This window comes from Glutamicibacter sp. MCAF14 (assembly GCF_052114325.1).
Taxonomy (GTDB): Bacteria; Actinomycetota; Actinomycetes; order Actinomycetales; family Micrococcaceae; genus Glutamicibacter; species Glutamicibacter arilaitensis.
This window is the reverse complement of record NZ_JBFREO010000005.1, coordinates 220112-234775: the sequence shown is the minus strand read 5'-3', so window position 1 is coordinate 234775 and position 14664 is coordinate 220112. Positions and strand designations below refer to the sequence as shown.

At 61.3% G+C, this 14664-nt stretch carries 11 protein-coding genes and 2 riboswitches; of the genes, 5 read left to right on the top strand and 6 right to left on the bottom strand.

The genetic code is table 11. The features are described 5' to 3' along the window. The first annotated feature begins 2 nt into the window (after positions 1–2). Together AB4Y71_RS13110 and AB4Y71_RS13105 are read left to right on the top strand one after the other, a co-directional pair. The gene (locus tag AB4Y71_RS13110) at positions 3–500 is read left to right on the top strand and encodes an RNA polymerase sigma factor (RefSeq protein WP_441720920.1); all 498 of its coding nucleotides are present in this window, start codon (positions 3–5) and stop codon (positions 498–500) included. Continuing rightward, the gene (locus AB4Y71_RS13105; protein ID WP_102598966.1) at positions 497–1123 is read left to right on the top strand and encodes a methylated-DNA--[protein]-cysteine S-methyltransferase; all 627 of its coding nucleotides are present in this window, start codon (positions 497–499) and stop codon (positions 1121–1123) included. Before AB4Y71_RS13110 ends, AB4Y71_RS13105 begins: the two co-directional genes overlap by 4 nt. Positions 1124–1220: 97 nt before the next feature. Here AB4Y71_RS13105 and katG read toward each other — a convergent pair whose 3' ends face one another. Both katG and AB4Y71_RS13095 read right to left on the bottom strand, forming a co-directional pair. Further along, positions 1221–3401: a catalase/peroxidase HPI gene (gene katG, locus AB4Y71_RS13100; RefSeq protein ID WP_417364574.1), complete on the bottom strand. Its 2181-nt coding sequence runs from the start codon at positions 3399–3401 to the stop codon at positions 1221–1223. Positions 3402–3503: 102 nt separating this feature from the next. Continuing rightward, positions 3504–3932: a Fur family transcriptional regulator gene (locus tag AB4Y71_RS13095; RefSeq protein WP_013347640.1), complete on the bottom strand. Its 429-nt coding sequence runs from the start codon at positions 3930–3932 to the stop codon at positions 3504–3506. A 661-nt stretch (positions 3933–4593) separates the two neighbouring features. On the opposite strand from AB4Y71_RS13095, the gene AB4Y71_RS13090 reads away from it, so the two are divergent. Beyond that, positions 4594–6468: a BCCT family transporter gene (locus AB4Y71_RS13090; protein ID WP_441720916.1), complete on the top strand. Its 1875-nt coding sequence runs from the start codon at positions 4594–4596 to the stop codon at positions 6466–6468. 66 nt (positions 6469–6534) lie between these two features. Here the strand turns inward: AB4Y71_RS13090 and acs are convergent, their stop codons facing one another. The 4 genes from acs to AB4Y71_RS13070 form a co-directional block, all read right to left on the bottom strand. Continuing rightward, on the bottom strand, positions 6535–8610 hold the full coding sequence (acs, locus tag AB4Y71_RS13085; RefSeq protein ID WP_441720913.1) for an acetate--CoA ligase: 2076 nt from the start codon (positions 8608–8610) through the stop codon (positions 6535–6537). After that, a complete protein-coding gene (locus AB4Y71_RS13080; protein ID WP_102598705.1) occupies positions 8561–9388 on the bottom strand; it encodes an ABC transporter permease in 828 nt (275 codons plus the stop codon). Before AB4Y71_RS13080 ends, acs begins: the two co-directional genes overlap by 50 nt. Positions 9389–9394: 6 nt before the next feature. Further along, positions 9395–10417: an aliphatic sulfonate ABC transporter substrate-binding protein gene (locus AB4Y71_RS13075; protein ID WP_417364570.1), complete on the bottom strand. Its 1023-nt coding sequence runs from the start codon at positions 10415–10417 to the stop codon at positions 9395–9397. An 85-nt stretch (positions 10418–10502) separates the two neighbouring features. Next, positions 10503–11324: an ABC transporter ATP-binding protein gene (locus AB4Y71_RS13070; RefSeq protein ID WP_134781193.1), complete on the bottom strand. Its 822-nt coding sequence runs from the start codon at positions 11322–11324 to the stop codon at positions 10503–10505. A 6-nt stretch (positions 11325–11330) separates the two neighbouring features. After that, a riboswitch (SAM riboswitch) is annotated at positions 11331–11431 on the bottom strand. 266 nt (positions 11432–11697) lie between these two features. Then, a riboswitch (SAM riboswitch) is annotated at positions 11698–11789 on the top strand. Between the two features lie 15 nt (positions 11790–11804). Here AB4Y71_RS13070 and AB4Y71_RS13065 point away from each other — a divergent pair. Both AB4Y71_RS13065 and AB4Y71_RS13060 read left to right on the top strand, forming a co-directional pair. Beyond that, positions 11805–13136, top strand: coding sequence for an acyl-CoA dehydrogenase family protein (locus AB4Y71_RS13065; protein ID WP_441720910.1), 1332 nt, complete (start codon positions 11805–11807; stop codon positions 13134–13136). A 53-nt stretch (positions 13137–13189) separates the two neighbouring features. Next, the gene (locus AB4Y71_RS13060; protein WP_441720907.1) at positions 13190–14593 is read left to right on the top strand and encodes an LLM class flavin-dependent oxidoreductase; all 1404 of its coding nucleotides are present in this window, start codon (positions 13190–13192) and stop codon (positions 14591–14593) included. The last annotated feature ends 71 nt before the right edge of the window (positions 14594–14664 follow it).

Genomic DNA, 14664 nt, shown 5'->3' with positions numbered 1-14664 from the left:
CCATGCAAGCACCGTTTGAACGGATAGTCCAAGAATATGGGCTCAACGTGCTGCGGGTCTGCCGCGCCCTGCTCGATGAGCACCGCGCGCAGGATGCCTGGTCCGAGACCTTCCTCGCAGCGCTGAAGGCTTATCCGAACCTGCCCGAAGATGCCAACGTTGCGGCCTGGCTGGTGCGCATCGCACGCAACAAGGCCGTCGACGAGTTGCGCAAGCACAAGCCCGAAAGCCTGGTCGAAATGGATCTGGAAGGCACCTTGGACTCCGGGCCGGGGCCCGGCGCGCAACTGGAAAATCTGCAGTTGTGGCATGAGGTCAACCAGCTGCCGCCCAAGCAACGGCAAGTGATTGCCTACCGGTACCTGGGCGGCCTGAGCTACGCGGGTATCGCCGGAATCATTTCCGGCAGCGAAGCAGCCGCGCGGCGCGCTGGCGCCGACGGGATCAAGAACTTGCGAGCCCGCCTGGGAGAATCCGAACTATGGCGGGAGCAGCCATGAACAAGAGCAAAGCGCAAGAACCAGGCACCGAGGATTCCGCGGTCCTTGCCGCATTGGGCCAGAAGCTCGCCGCGCAGGCACACGAGCAGGCGCTGGTGGATGTTGCCTACCGCATTGTCGACAGCCCGCTGGGAAGCCTGCTGCTGGCCAGTACGCAAAACGGCCTGGCGCGCGTCGCCTTCGAATCCGAGGACCATGACCGGATCCTGGAGCTGCTTTCCGAAAAGCTCGGTTCGCGCATCCTGCGCGATGCGAAGCGCCTGGATGCCGCAGCCCGGCAGCTCGATGAATACTTCTCCGGCCAGCGCCAAGGGTTCGAACTGGCCCTGGACCTGACGCTCTCCACCGATTTCCGTCGGCAGGTGCAGCTTCAGCTCGGGCAGATCGCCTATGGGCAAACTTGCAGCTACGCCCAGATGGCGCAGCAGATCGGCAAGCCCAAAGCCGTGCGTGCCGTTGGCTCAGCATGCGCCACCAACCCGATTCCCATCGTGCTGCCCTGCCACCGGGTGCTGCGCACCGATGGGTCGCTGGGCGGCTACCTCGGCGGGCTTGAGGCCAAGAGCGAGCTGTTGAAACTGGAGAACCCTCACTTCGCTGAACAGGGGGCAACCTTGTTCTAGGCACGAAGACGAATCTTAAACAATGCTGGGCTGGTGCCTTCCCTGCGGAAGGCACCAGCCCAGCATCTGTTACTGCAAGCTAGCAGCTAAGCAGCGGCTACTTGCGGCGCAGCTCGAAGCGGTCCGAGTCCATGACCTTGGCCCAAGCCTGGGCGAAGTCCTTGACGAACTTCGTCTTGGCATCGTCCGAAGCGTAGACTTCGGCGACAGCGCGCAGTTCCGAGTTGGCACCGAAGACCAGGTCCACGCGGGAACCGACCCAGCGGCCGTCCTTCGAGTGGTAGGTCTGCTCGTCCTCGGAAGCGGTCCACCCGATGCCTGGCTCCAGCAGGTTCGCGAAGAAGTCGTTGGTCAACGCACCTGGGTTCTCGGTGAAGACGCCCAAGTTCGAACCGTCCCAGTTGTTGCCCAGCACGCGCAGGCCGCCGACCAGTACGGTCAGTTCTGGGGCGGACAGGCCCAACAGGTTGGCCTTGTCGATCAGCAGGTACTCGCTTGGCATCTTGATGAAGCCCGAGTCGTAGTTGCGCAGGCCGTCGGAGACTGGCTCCAACCAGGCGAACTGCTCAACGTCGGTCTGCTCCTGGGTCGCGTCAACGCGGCCCGGGGTGAATGGAACCTCGATTGGCTGGCCAGCGGCTGCAGCAGCCTGCTCGACACCGACGTTGCCGGCCAAGACCACGACGTCAGCGAAGGAAGCCTTGATCTCCGAGGTGGCGTTGAAGGTATCAACGATCTCTTCCAGCTTGGCGATGACCGGCTTGAGCTGCTCTGGCTGGTTCACGGTCCAGGAGACCTGTGGTTCCAGACGGATGCGGCCGCCGTTGGCGCCGCCGCGCTTGTCCGAGCTGCGGAACGAGGAAGCTGCCTTCCATGCGGTGGAGACCAGCTGCTGGACGGTCAGGCCCGAGTCGTTGATCAGTGCCTTCAGCGCTGCGATCTCCTGGACACCCAGGGTGACCTGCGGAGCTGCTGGCAGTGGATCCTGCCAAGCTAGGTCCTCAGCTGGGACTTCTGGACCGAAGTAGCGGGACTTCGGACCCATGTCGCGGTGGGTCAGCTTGAACCAAGCGCGGGCGTAGGCCTCGGCGAACTCGTCAGGGTTTTCCTTGAAGTTCTTCGAAATCGGGCCGTAGATCGGGTCGAAGCGCAGTGCCAGGTCACTGGTCAGCATGCGCGGTTCGCGGTGCTCCAGGGTGTCGTGGGCAGGCTGGACCAGGCCAGCGCCGCCACCATTGACCGGGCGCCACTGCTTGGCACCGGCAGCGGATTCGAACAGTTCCCACTCGTAGGCGAACAGGATGTGGAAGAACTCGTTGTCCCAGCGGGTTGGGTGGTAGGTCCAGGTAACTTCCAGACCCGAAGCGGTGTTGTTTTCCGCGTTGCCCTCGCCGTAGCCGTTCTTCCAGCCCAGGCCCTGCTCTTCAAGCGGAGCGGCTTCTGGATCTGCACCGATGCGGTCGACGTTGGTGGCGCCGTGGGTCTTGCCGAAGGTGTGGCCACCGGCAATCAGGGCTACGGTCTCGTAGTCATCCATACCCATGCGGCGGAAGGTCTCGCGCACGTCGATTGCCGAAGCCAGTGGATCCGGGTTGCCGTCCGGACCCTCTGGGTTCACGTAGATCAGGCCCATCTGGACTGCTGCCAGGGGGGCTTCCAGATCGCGTTCGCCCGAGTAGCGTTCGTTGTCCAGCCAGACCTTTTCAGGACCCCAGTAAACATCGTCATCGGCTTCCCAGACGTCCTTGCGGCCACCGGCGAAACCGAAGGTCTTCAGGCCCATGTGCTCCATGGCGACGTTGCCGGCCAGGATCATGAGGTCGGCCCACGAGATGGACTGGCCGTACTTCTTCTTCACTGGCCACAGCAGGCGGCGAGCCTTGTCCAGGCCCACGTTGTCCGGCCATGCGTTCAGTGGAGCGAAGCGCTGCTGGCCTGCGCCGCCACCGCCGCGGCCGTCGTGCGAACGGTAAGTACCGGCGGAGTGCCATGCCATGCGGATGTACAGCGGACCGTAGTGGTTGAAGTCTGCTGGCCACCAGTCCTGGCGGGTGGTCATGTTCTCGATCAGGTCGGCCTTCAGGGCCTCCATGTCCAGCGCGTTGAAAGCCTCGATGTAGTCGAAGTCCTCATCCAACGGGTTTGAAACCTGCTGGTTCTTTGCAAGGATCTTCAGGTTCAGCTTGTTCGGCCACCATTCGGTGTTGGCGTTGCCCTGGGTCGGGTGAATTCGGCCCTGGCCAACTACTGGGCACTGACCTGCAGTCGTTTCAGACATGTGCTCTTCCTTCCGGTTTTCTAGTGTTTATGCGGTTTGATTCCATCGCGTACAAGCGCGCTTGCGTGCAATGGCAAAACTTGGGTGCTGGTGCTGCGTTGGCTATGCGTTCACAACCTGGCATTGTGGGCAGATGCCCCAGTAGATCACTTCGGCTTCATCGATTATGAAGCCGTGGTGATCGGAGGCATGCAGGCATGGGGCTTCGCCGACAGCGCAGTCGACATCCGCCAGATTTCCGCATTGCCGGCACACCACATGGTGGTGGTTGTCGCCGACGCGGGTTTCGTAGCGGGCAATGTGCCCCTGTGGCTGGATCTGCCGGATGACGCCCAATTTCGTGAAGAGCTTCAGCGAATCGTAGACCGCTTGGTGTGACACGTGCGGGTGATCGCCATGGACTGCCGAAATAATGGTTTCGGTGTCGGCATGGGGGTGCGCGGCGACAGCTGCGAGGACGGCAACGCGTGGTTGGGTCACTCGCATCGATGCTGCCTTGAGCACCTGTTCGATACCGGCTTCTGATGTCATATATCCAGCATGCCCGCTTATTTTGAATCAGTCAAGATAACTTCGGGTGTATTTCAGATTGCTTCGACGTAAAACGGGAAAAATCATCTTTTTGCCGCTCAGAAGTAAGTATGCAGATTCTGGAATATTTTCAAACGCGCTTGATCTGCGCGCTCATGGTGCACATGGAGCGTATTTCTACCACGAAATTCCAGATGCGAATGCGAATTTGAGGGAGGGAAATTGTGGTCCATGCCGAGGTTAATTCAGGCTGATTAGGGCATTATTCGCCACTGCGCGAGGAACTTCACAGAAACCAAATCCAGCGCGGAATCATCAGCCTCAAACGGTGTATTGAACGTCGAAAACCGCGGAAAGTCAAAGTTTCAGTTTGACCCGAGTTGATTAGTTGACCATGCTGGACTGGGCATAATTAGGCGTTCATCGCGCGAATTTGGCATTTAAATTCAGTTCCTCTGAAACGTAATTCATGAGGCATCCAAACTGGATAGCTGTTTCATTCAGCCCGCCGCGGCGTGAGAATTACACGCGCAAAACTGACACCAGAAGAGCAACTCGCAATCAATCACACTGCATGGCAATCGCTTCCTTGAGAAACGGTTTCTCGCCAGGTTCCGGGCCGACCTCCGATCCGGAATCTCACCAGTGAAGGAAGAACGCAATGAAGCAGACGGATCAATCATTTGAAGACCTCGTCGGCCAGCTGCACACAGCTCGGCAACGGCGACCTAAGAAATATTCGCTTTCCGGAACGGACTACTGGGTATTCGGCATTGCCGGCGCTTTGACGCTGGCATTCATTATCTGGGGTTTCATCACCCCGGCCGGTCTGGGCACTGTCTCGACCGCCGCCCTTGACTGGGTCATCACCAATACCGGCTGGCTGTTTGTCATCGCAGCCTCGGTATTCGCTGTTTTCGCTATTGTCGTCGCCGCGAAGAACTTCGGCCGCATCCCGCTGGGCAAGGATGGCGAGAAGCCGAAGTTCAGCACTATTTCATGGATCTCGATGATGTTCGCGACCGGTATGGGCATCGGCCTGGTCTTCTATGGGGTTGGCGAACCGCTCTACTTCTACATGTCGCCTCCGCCAGGCACTGTGGAGGGCTCCACGGATGCTGCGCTGAGCACCGCCATGGGCACCACCCTCTTCCACTGGACCCTGTTCCCGTGGGCGATGTACGCCATCGTCGGCTTGGGCATGGCTTATGGAAGCTTCCGCCTGGGCCGCCCGCAGCTCTTCTCCGCCATGTTCACCCCGATCTTCGGTGAACGTGCAGTCCACGGCTGGGGCGGACGAATCATCAACGTCCTGGCAATCATCGCCACCCTCTTCGGCTCGGCCTGCTCATTGGGCCTTGGCGCACTGCAGATCGGCGGTGGCATCCAAGCCACCGGCATGATGGAAAAGGTAGGCTCCGGCGTACTGGTAGTCATCATTGCGATCCTGACTGCAATGTTCGTTGCTTCGGCAGTGTCCGGCATTGAACGCGGCATCCAGTGGCTGTCCAATACCAATATGGTGCTGGCCTTGATCCTGGCGCTGATCGTTTTCATCGGCGGTCCAACCTTGTTCATCTTGAACGTCATCCCGAACGCCGTGGGCGCCTTCATCGGCGATCTGCCGGAAATGGCCTCGCGCACCGCAGCCTCCGGTGACGGCGCGATGTCCGACTGGCTCTCGTCGTGGACCGTATTCTACTGGGCTTGGTGGATCTCTTGGAGCCCATTCGTGGGTCTGTTCATTGCCCGCATTTCGCGTGGCCGCACCATCCGCCAGTTTGTCACCGGCGTGCTGCTGGTGCCGTCCACCGTGACCTTGATCTGGTTCGCCATCTTCGGTGGCGGCGCAATTGGCATCCAGGAACGCGCAGAGCGTGCCGGGGAAACCGGCCAGAAGCTGGCCAATATGGTCGATGGCGCACCGGATATCAACTTCGACCTGGTGCTCTTCGACCTGCTGGGCAGCTTGCCGGTTGCCAACTGGGTGGCCGCCTTACTGATGGTTGTCACTGTGCTGCTGATCGCGATCTTCTTCGTGACCGGTGCGGACTCGGCATCGATCGTGATGGGCGCGCTCAGTGAACGAGGCGCTGAAAATCCTTCGAAGAAGTCCGTGATCTTCTGGGGCGTGGCAACCGGTGCTGTTGCAGCAGTCATGCTCTTGGCTGGCGGGGACCACCCGGCAGAGGCCTTGAACGGCCTGAAGAACATCACCATCGTCTCGGCATTGCCGTTCGTGATCGTGATGCTGCTGCTCTGCGTGGCGATCTGGAAGGATTTGAGCAAGGATCCTCTGATCCTTCGCGGAAAGGTCGCCCGCGAGGTTCTGGAGCACTCCGTGGTCCAAGGCGTCGAGCGCCATGAGGGCAGCGGGTTCAGCCTGTTGACCACCGAAATCCCGATGGTCGTCGCCGATGAGAAGTCGGGCGAAGCAAAGATCTTCGCCACCGAAGCCACCGTCGATCCGGCCTCCGGCAGCAAGCCGGACGCAGCTGATGGCGACAGCAAGGCAACCGAGCCCAAGAACTCCTAGCCGTTAACGCAATGAGGGACTCTGCCTGAAAGGCAGAGTCCCTCATTGCGTTAACCCGTGTAAAGGCTAGTCGCGTGCTCGGCAGATCTCGTTGATCTGCGGGATGCACGGCTCATTCTGCAAGCTCGTGGTGTCCCCGAGCTTAGAGCCTTCGAACAGCTGGGTGAGCAGGCGGCGCATGATCTTGCCCGAGCGGGTCTTGGGCACGTCCGGGACCAGCACGACCTCGCGCGGCTTGGCGATCGGTCCGATCTGCGTTGCCACGGTGGAGCGCAACTGCGCAATGAATTCGGCCTGGCGTGCCCCGAGCTGCTCATCTGGGTGCTCGCAGATCAAGCTGGCATCCAGCGGCACCACGAAAGCGGTGGCCGCGTGGCCGGTCTTGGCATCGGCGGTCGGGCAGACGCCGGCCTCGATCACGCCGGGATGGGTGACCAGTGCCGACTCGATTTCAATGGTGGACAGGCGGTGGCCGGAAATGTTGATCACGTCATCGGTGCGGCCCAGGATGTAGATGTCCCCGTCTTCATCGAAGCGGGCCCCGTCACCAGCCAGGAACCAGCCCTGCTGCACGTACTGTTCCCAGTAGCTGGTGTAGTAGCGCTGCGGATTGCCCCAGACGGTACGCGCCATCGACGGTCCGGTCTGGGTGATGACGATATTTCCCTGCTGGTTCGGTGCCACGCTGCGGCCCTCGGCATCGACAATGTCCACTGAAACTCCGGGCAGCGCCCGTGCGGCGCATCCTGGCTTGAAGTGGTCATCGGTGGGCAGCGGGGAGAGGATGGTTGCACCGGACTCGGATTGCCACCAGGTATCGACCATCGGCAGGCCCGCGGCGCTGTCCCGGCCGATCTGCTCGCGGAACCACTTCCAGGCTTCCGGATTCACCGCTTCGCCCACGGTGCCGCCGATCTTGACCGAAGACAGGTCGTACTTGGCCGGCAGGCCCTCGGGGAACCAGCCCATCAGCGAACGGACCAGGGTTGGTGCGGTGTAGTAGCTGGTGACCTTGTAGCGTTCGATGACTTCGAAGTGCCGGCCCGGATGCGGTGCGTTGGGCACGCCCTCGTAGATCACCTGGGTGACGCCGTTGGCCAGCGGCCCGTAGATCTCGTAGGTGTGCGCAGTGACCCAGGCCAGGTCCGCGGTGCACCAGTGCACGTCATCGGCCCGCTGGGATTCATCCGGGTTGGCGAACAGCAGGTTGTAGCTGGCGGCCGCCTGGGTCAGGTAACCACCGGTGGTGTGCACCAGGCCCTTTGGTTGGCCCGTAGTACCCGAGGTGTACATGATGAACAACGGGGTTTCCGAATCAAAAGCCTGCGCCTGATGCTGCGTGGATTGGGTGTCCACGACATCGTGCCACCACACATCGCGGCCTTCGGTCCACGGAATTTCATCGCCGGTGCGGCGGATGACCAGCACCTTTTCGATTTCATTCTCACCGGCAACCGCGGCGTCGGCATTGTCCTTGACCGGGACGGAGGTTCCGCGGCGGAACTGGCCATCGGTGGTGACCAGTACCTTGGCCTTGGTGTCTTCCACACGGAACTTCAGCGCCTCGGCCGAGAACCCGCCGAAGACCAGCGAGTGGATGGCGCCGATGCGGGCGCAGGCCAGGGTGATGACAATGGTTTCGATGAGCACCGGCAGGTAGATCACTACTCGGTCGCCCTTGACCACGCCCAGGGATTCCAAGGCGTTGGCGGCCTGCGAGATGCGTTCTTGCAGGTTCTTGTAGGTCACAGCTACGCGGTCGCCGGGCTCGCCTTCGAAGTACAGGGCTACCTTGTCGCCGCGGCCGGCGGCCACGTGGCGGTCCGCGCAGTTCACCGCGGCGTTCAGCTTTCCGCCCAGGTACCAGGAGATTTGCGGACCGCGTTGGGCTGCTGGATCTGCCGGGAGGATCTGGCTGGTGGTGTGCCAGGGGGTATCCCAGTCAAGGAGGTTTGCCGCTTCGTCCCAGAATTCCTGGCGGGCTGCCTCGGATGTGGCTGCTGAGGTGGGTGCCAATTCGGTGGTCATTGCAAAGTTTCCTTGGGTTGGGTGCGGAAGGTTGTGGGATTTCGGCCGATGCTGCTGGTGGCTTTTAGGTCCAGCGCTTGATGGCCCAGCGTTCAGCCACGGAGAGCAGGGCATCGGTGATCTTGCCGAAGATAGCCAGCAGGACGATGGTCATGATCAGGCGATCCAAGCGGCCATTGTTCTGCGAATCGGTGAGCAAGAAGCCCAGGCCCATGGAGGCGCCGAGAAGTTCGGCGGCCACGAGGAAGAGCCACGCTTGGGCCAATGCCAGGCGCAGTCCGGAGAATATGGCCGGAACCACTGCTGGAAGCTGCACGGTGCGCAGCAGCTTCAGGCCCTTGAGGCCGAAGGAGCGGGCGGCTTCAACGAGCTGGGCATCGACATGGCGCAAGGCCAAAGCGACGGTGGTGAAGACCGGGAAGAACGCGCCGATGATCACCAGAGTGACCTTCGAGTCTTCTCCGTATTTCATCCACAAAACCAGCAGCGGGACCCACGCTAGGGAAGGGACCGCGCGCAGCGCACTGATGCTCAGGCCCAAGAATGCGTCGGCCAGCTTGGACAAGCCGACCAGGGCGCCGAAGGCCAGGCCCAGCAGCGAGCCGAAGAAGAAACCGAGCAGGACGCGCTGGGTCGAGATGCCGATATGCGGGCCGAGCTCGCCATCTTGGAAAAGCTCAACGGCTGCAGCCGCAACAGAGCCGGGCGTAGGCAGGGTCCACGGGGCAACGATTTCGGTGACGGTCACGTATTGCCACACGGCCAGTGTGAGAATCGGAAGAACCAATGCGAGCAACCACTTCGGTGCGCGCAAGATGGTGGCCGCGATTTCTGATTTCTGTCTGCCCGCGGGCTGGGCCTTGCGGGTTTGAGGCACGGTTGGAGTACTCATCGCTGATTATTCTCCGGAAATCTTTGTTGCATCGGCCTGGGTGGCGAACTGGTCATCGACCAGGGTCGCCAGAGCTTCATCGACCGATTCCTGCTTGGAGACATCGCCGCTGGCTACCAGGGTCGGGCCGATGTTGAGCAGCACGCTGGTGTACTTTTCGCTAGGTGCTGCCGGAACATCGAGGTTGGAGCGTTCTTCGATCACCGTGGTGGCAACCTCAGGCTCCAGGCCAGCCACGTCTGCGAGGATCTCGGCGGTCTCTTCAGGGTTCTCGGTAGCCCAGGCACGCGCCTTTTCGTAGGAGTCGACCACCAGCTGCGCCAGTTCCGGGCTTTCTTCGATGAAGTCTTCGCGGGCATTCAGCGCACCGTAGGTGTTGAAATCAAGGTTGCGGTATACCAGCGAGGCGCCGTCTTCTTCGGCGGCGGCCATGATCGGATCCAAGCCGCTCCAAGCATCAACCGAACCATTGGCCAATGCGGTACGCCCGTCGGCATGCTGCAGGTTCTGCAGCTTGATGTCGTCTTCGCTGAGCCCGGCTTCTTCCAAGCTCTGCAGCAGGAAGAAGTACGGGTCGGTGCCCTTGGTGGCTGCGACGGTCTTGCCCTTCAGATCCTTCACGGAGCTGATCTTCGAATCCTTGCCGATCACCAGCGCGGCCCATTCAGGCTGCGAGTACAACGCGATGGTCTTGATCGGCGAACCGTTGGAGCGCGCCAGCAATGCGGCCGAACCTGCGGTGGAGCCCACGTCGATTGCGTCAGCTCGCAGCGCTTCGTTGGCCTTGTTGGAACCAGCGGACTGGATCCATTCAACGCTGACGCCGGATTCCTTAGCAGCTTCGTCCAGCCAGCCCTTCTCCTTGAGCACCAGGCTCAGTGGATTGTAGGTAGCGAAATCGATGGACAGCGTCTTGTCCGCGTTGGCGGCCGTAGCGTTTTCGCCGGCGCAACCGGCAAGCGCCGAGGTGCCAAGCAGCAGGGCGGCGGCGGACAATGCGGTACGGCGGGTGAAGCGGTTCGAAAGCATAGAAAATCCTAATAATGTGCGTGCCAGTGAGGTGGAAACTGGCCACTTGGGATGAAAACTCCAAGGCGCCGTGAGGCGCATGGGGCTAGTGATTGGTGGGATCGACGCCCAGCAGGCGCAACAGATGTGCGCGGTGTGCGGCAAACTGGCTGTCGGTGTGCCGACGCGGTTGAGCGGCGTGCAAGGACAGGTCCTCGATGACGCTTGCGGCGCCGGTGGTGCCGGCGCGGCCCAGGACAATGACCCGATCAGCGAGCGTCAAGGCTTCATCCACATCGTGGGTCACCATCAAAACGGTGGTGGGGAACGACTTGTGGATGGACAGCAGCAGGTCTTGCATCTTCAAGCGGGTCAGTGCGTCCAGTGCGCCGAAGGGTTCGTCTAGGAGCAGCACTCCTGGGCGGCGGGCCAATGCGCGGGCCAGCGATACCCGCTGGGCCATGCCGCCGGAAATTTCCCGTGGGCGCAGGTGCGCTGCGTGGCTCAATCCGGTGAGCTCGATCAGTTCATCGATGAGCGTCTCGCCGGCGGACTTTTCAGTGCCTGGTGCCAGCCCGAGGGCAATGTTTTCGCGAACCGATCGCCATGGCAGCAATCGCGGTTCTTGGAAAGCGACGGCGCACAGATCGTTGATGCCGTTCACATCGTGGTTGCCCGTGCGGATGGAACCGGTCGACGGGTGGTCCAGGCCGGATACCGAACGCAGCAGGGTGGACTTGCCGCAGCCGCTGGCACCGAGGATCGCGACGACCTGGCCCGCGGTTATCTGCAAGTTGATATCCGCTAGTACGGTGCGGCTTTCCTTCTTGGTAGTAAAGGTGCGTGAGACGTCGGTGAAGCTGACATCCAATGCACCAGAAGAGGCGGCGCTTGTCCCCGTTGGGGGCGCTGCGTAAGTAAGAGCCATGATTCATCTCCATCGTTCCTGGCGGTAGCACCGGCCTGCGGAGGGTAGTCCGTAGGTGGTTGCTGCGGCGTCGTAGAGCCAGATCTCTCGGCCGCTCGGGATGGTTACTCATCCATTACAGGCATTCGAACGAATTGAACGCAAATCTTGCGTAACATGAAAAATATTCGATAGCTACGTCACATGTGGAGGATATTTCGTTATTTATTTCATTAGATGCGTGTTTGGGCGACATTCGCCAATTCTGTGCAAGTCATCTTCGGTCTCGCCGGCAATAGGTCGCGCAAGTGCCGTCCAACCCCGTGCGCATCGCGAGACGAAATGTGACTTCGGGGCTTGGAATCGCACGATTGTTACGGCTACAAATGAATACGACCCATCCAGAGCGGCTGAGAGATCTGGCTCGAAGACGCCGCAGCAACCACCCCAAGCGCGGGACGGTGCTACCGCCAGGACCGATGGAAAGAATTGAGAATTTTGATGCCTATTGGCCATTCGCCCAATGCCGCCGGACTGGACTTCAACCAGCTCAGTGATCCTTCGCAGGCCACCGCGCTGGAACTGGACAATTTCGAAGAACAGCTTCCGACAAGGCAATTGCTGAAAATTACGCCGGGACCTAGCGCGGATGAGCAGTACGACCGGCTCGCTGGAATTTTCCGTCCGGTGTTCTCCCAGATCGCTGCGAACGCCAAAGACCGCGACCTGAACCGGGTGCTTCCCTTCGAACAGGTGGGATTGCTCAATCGCGAACGCTTCGGCGCGCTGCGACTTCCTGTGGCAGACGGAGGCTACGGGGCGCGGCTGTCAGATGTATTCCGTTTGCTCATCGAGCTGTCCGAGGCGGACTCCCACGTCGGGCAGCTGTGGCGTGCGCACATCGCCTTCGTGGAAAACGTGTTGGCGCTGGATGACGAGGCGCTGCGCACGAAATGGATCGCGCGCATTGCCGCCGGCCAGATCATCGGCAACGCCTATACCGAACGCGGGGGCAATGCCCTGGGCACCTTGAACACCGCAGCCAGCCTCGTGGATGGCCGCTGGGTCGTCGACGGCGAGAAGTACTACTGCACGGGCACCATCTTTGCCGACTGGACCACCGTTGCCGTGTCCCACCCGGAACTGGCCGGACGCCAGATTGCGGTAGTCTCCACCCAGCGAAGCGGCGTGAAGATCCTTGATGACTGGGATGGCTTCGGCCAGGGGCTGACCGGAACCGGGACCACCGAGTTCCGCCAGGTCCCGGTGGATTGCTTCATGCCGCAGCAGGCCAATGACTCCGAAGCTGCCATCTTCCAGCTGGTGCTCATGGCGGTGCAGGCGGGCATCGCCCGCGCGGCACTGAACGACCTGCGCCGTGCGGTGCAGTCGCGAACCCGCATCTTCACCACCGGTACCGGTGTCCCTGTTTACCAGGAACCCCAGGTGCTGCAGCTGGTGGGCGAAGTATCAGCGGAATCCTTCGCTGCTGACTCCGTAGTCATCGGAGCGGTGCTTGAAGTCGAAGCGGCTCTGGGCGATCCGGGGTTGAACGATGAAGAGCGCTATGCGGTCTGCGAGCTTGCCGCCAACCGCGCGCAAACCGTGGTCCAGCCGTTGGCTATCGGAGTGACCAGCAAGATTTTCGACGGGCTTGGAGCTTCTTCGACCAGAAGCGACTGCAATCTGGACCGGCACTGGCGCAACGCGCGGACCATTGCCACGCATAACCCGGCGATCTACAAGGCACGCATCGTCGGGGACTACGAGATCAACGGGGTCCAGCCGCAGCGCCTGTCAGTTACCGGCGAAGACGCGACCCATCGGGCCTAGGGCCTGGCACAGACCAGCAACAATTCACTTAACCGATTTACGGGGGCACAACAATGAGCGAGAACAAGCGCGAGATCCTATTCAACGCATTCGATATGAACTGCGTGGTCCACCAGTCACCGGGCTTGTGGCGCCACCCGGATGACAAGGCCTCGACCTACAACACCCTGGGCTACTGGACCCACCTGGCCAAGGTGCTGGAAAAGGGCAAGTTCGACGGGCTGTTCCTGGCAGATGTGCTGGGTACCTACGACGTGTACAAGGGCACCAATGTGACCCCGCTGAGCTCCGGCGCCCAGGCACCGGTCAACGACCCGATGATGCTGGTCTCGGCCATGGCCGCCGTGACCGAGAATCTGGGCTTCGGCGTCACTGCCGGCACCGCCTACGAGCACCCCTACGCCTTCGCCCGCCGCCTGGCCACCTTGGACCACCTGACCAATGGACGGGTGGGCTGGAACGTGGTTACCGGCTACCTGCCATCGGCCGCCCGCAACATGGGCCAGGAAGACCAGATGGAGCACGACGAGCGCTACAACCACGCCGATGAGTACCTCGAAGTGGTCTACAAGCTGCTCGAAGGCTCGTGGGAAGACGACGCGGTGCAGAACGACAAGGAAACCGGGATCTACACCGACCCGGGCAAGGTGCACCCGATCAACCACGAAGGCAAGTACTTCAAGGTTCCGGGCATCGCCATCACCGAGCCTTCCATCCAGCGCACCCCGGTGATCTACCAGGCCGGCGCTTCCAAGCGCGGCACCGAATTCGCCGCGTCGAACGCCGAGGCGATCTTCGTGAATTGCCCTACCCGCGACCTGCTCAAGGAAGCGGTTGCCAAGATCCGCGACGCCGCTGAGGCCGCGGGCCGTGGCCGCTACGACATCAAGGTCTTCGCCATGCAGACCATCATCACCGGCGAAACTTCCGAACTTGCCCAGGCGAAATTCGAAGACTACGCCTCCTACGTGGATATCGAAGGTTCGCTGGCACTGCTTTCGGGTTGGACCGGCATCGACATGTCCGTCTACGGGCCAGACGATGTCATCGGTGACGACGTGAAGTCCAACGCCATCCAGTCCTCGGTGGAAACCTTCAAGAAGGCCAGTGGCGATACCGGAAAGCCATGGACCATCCGCCAGCTGGCCGAATGGATCGGCGTCGGCGGATTCGGTCCGGTCTCCGTGGGCTCGGGCGCCGAGGTAGCCGAAAAGCTCATCGACTGGGTGGAGTACACCGACGTTGACGGCTTCAACCTGGCCTATGCCGTCACCCCGGGCACCTTCGAAGACGTCGTGGAGTACGTGGTTCCCGAACTGCAGGCCCGCGGGGTCTACAAGACCGACTACGCCGAGGGCTCGCTGCGCAACAAGCTGTTCGGCGAGGGCGATCGCGTGAAGGACACGCACCGCGCCGCGAAGTACAAGGTGGCCAACCGCTTGGCTCCTCAGGCGTAGAAACCTAGCCAAAGAGCACAGCACACGGCGGCCTTGGGCAACACGTTAGATGTTGCCCAAGGCCGCCGTGT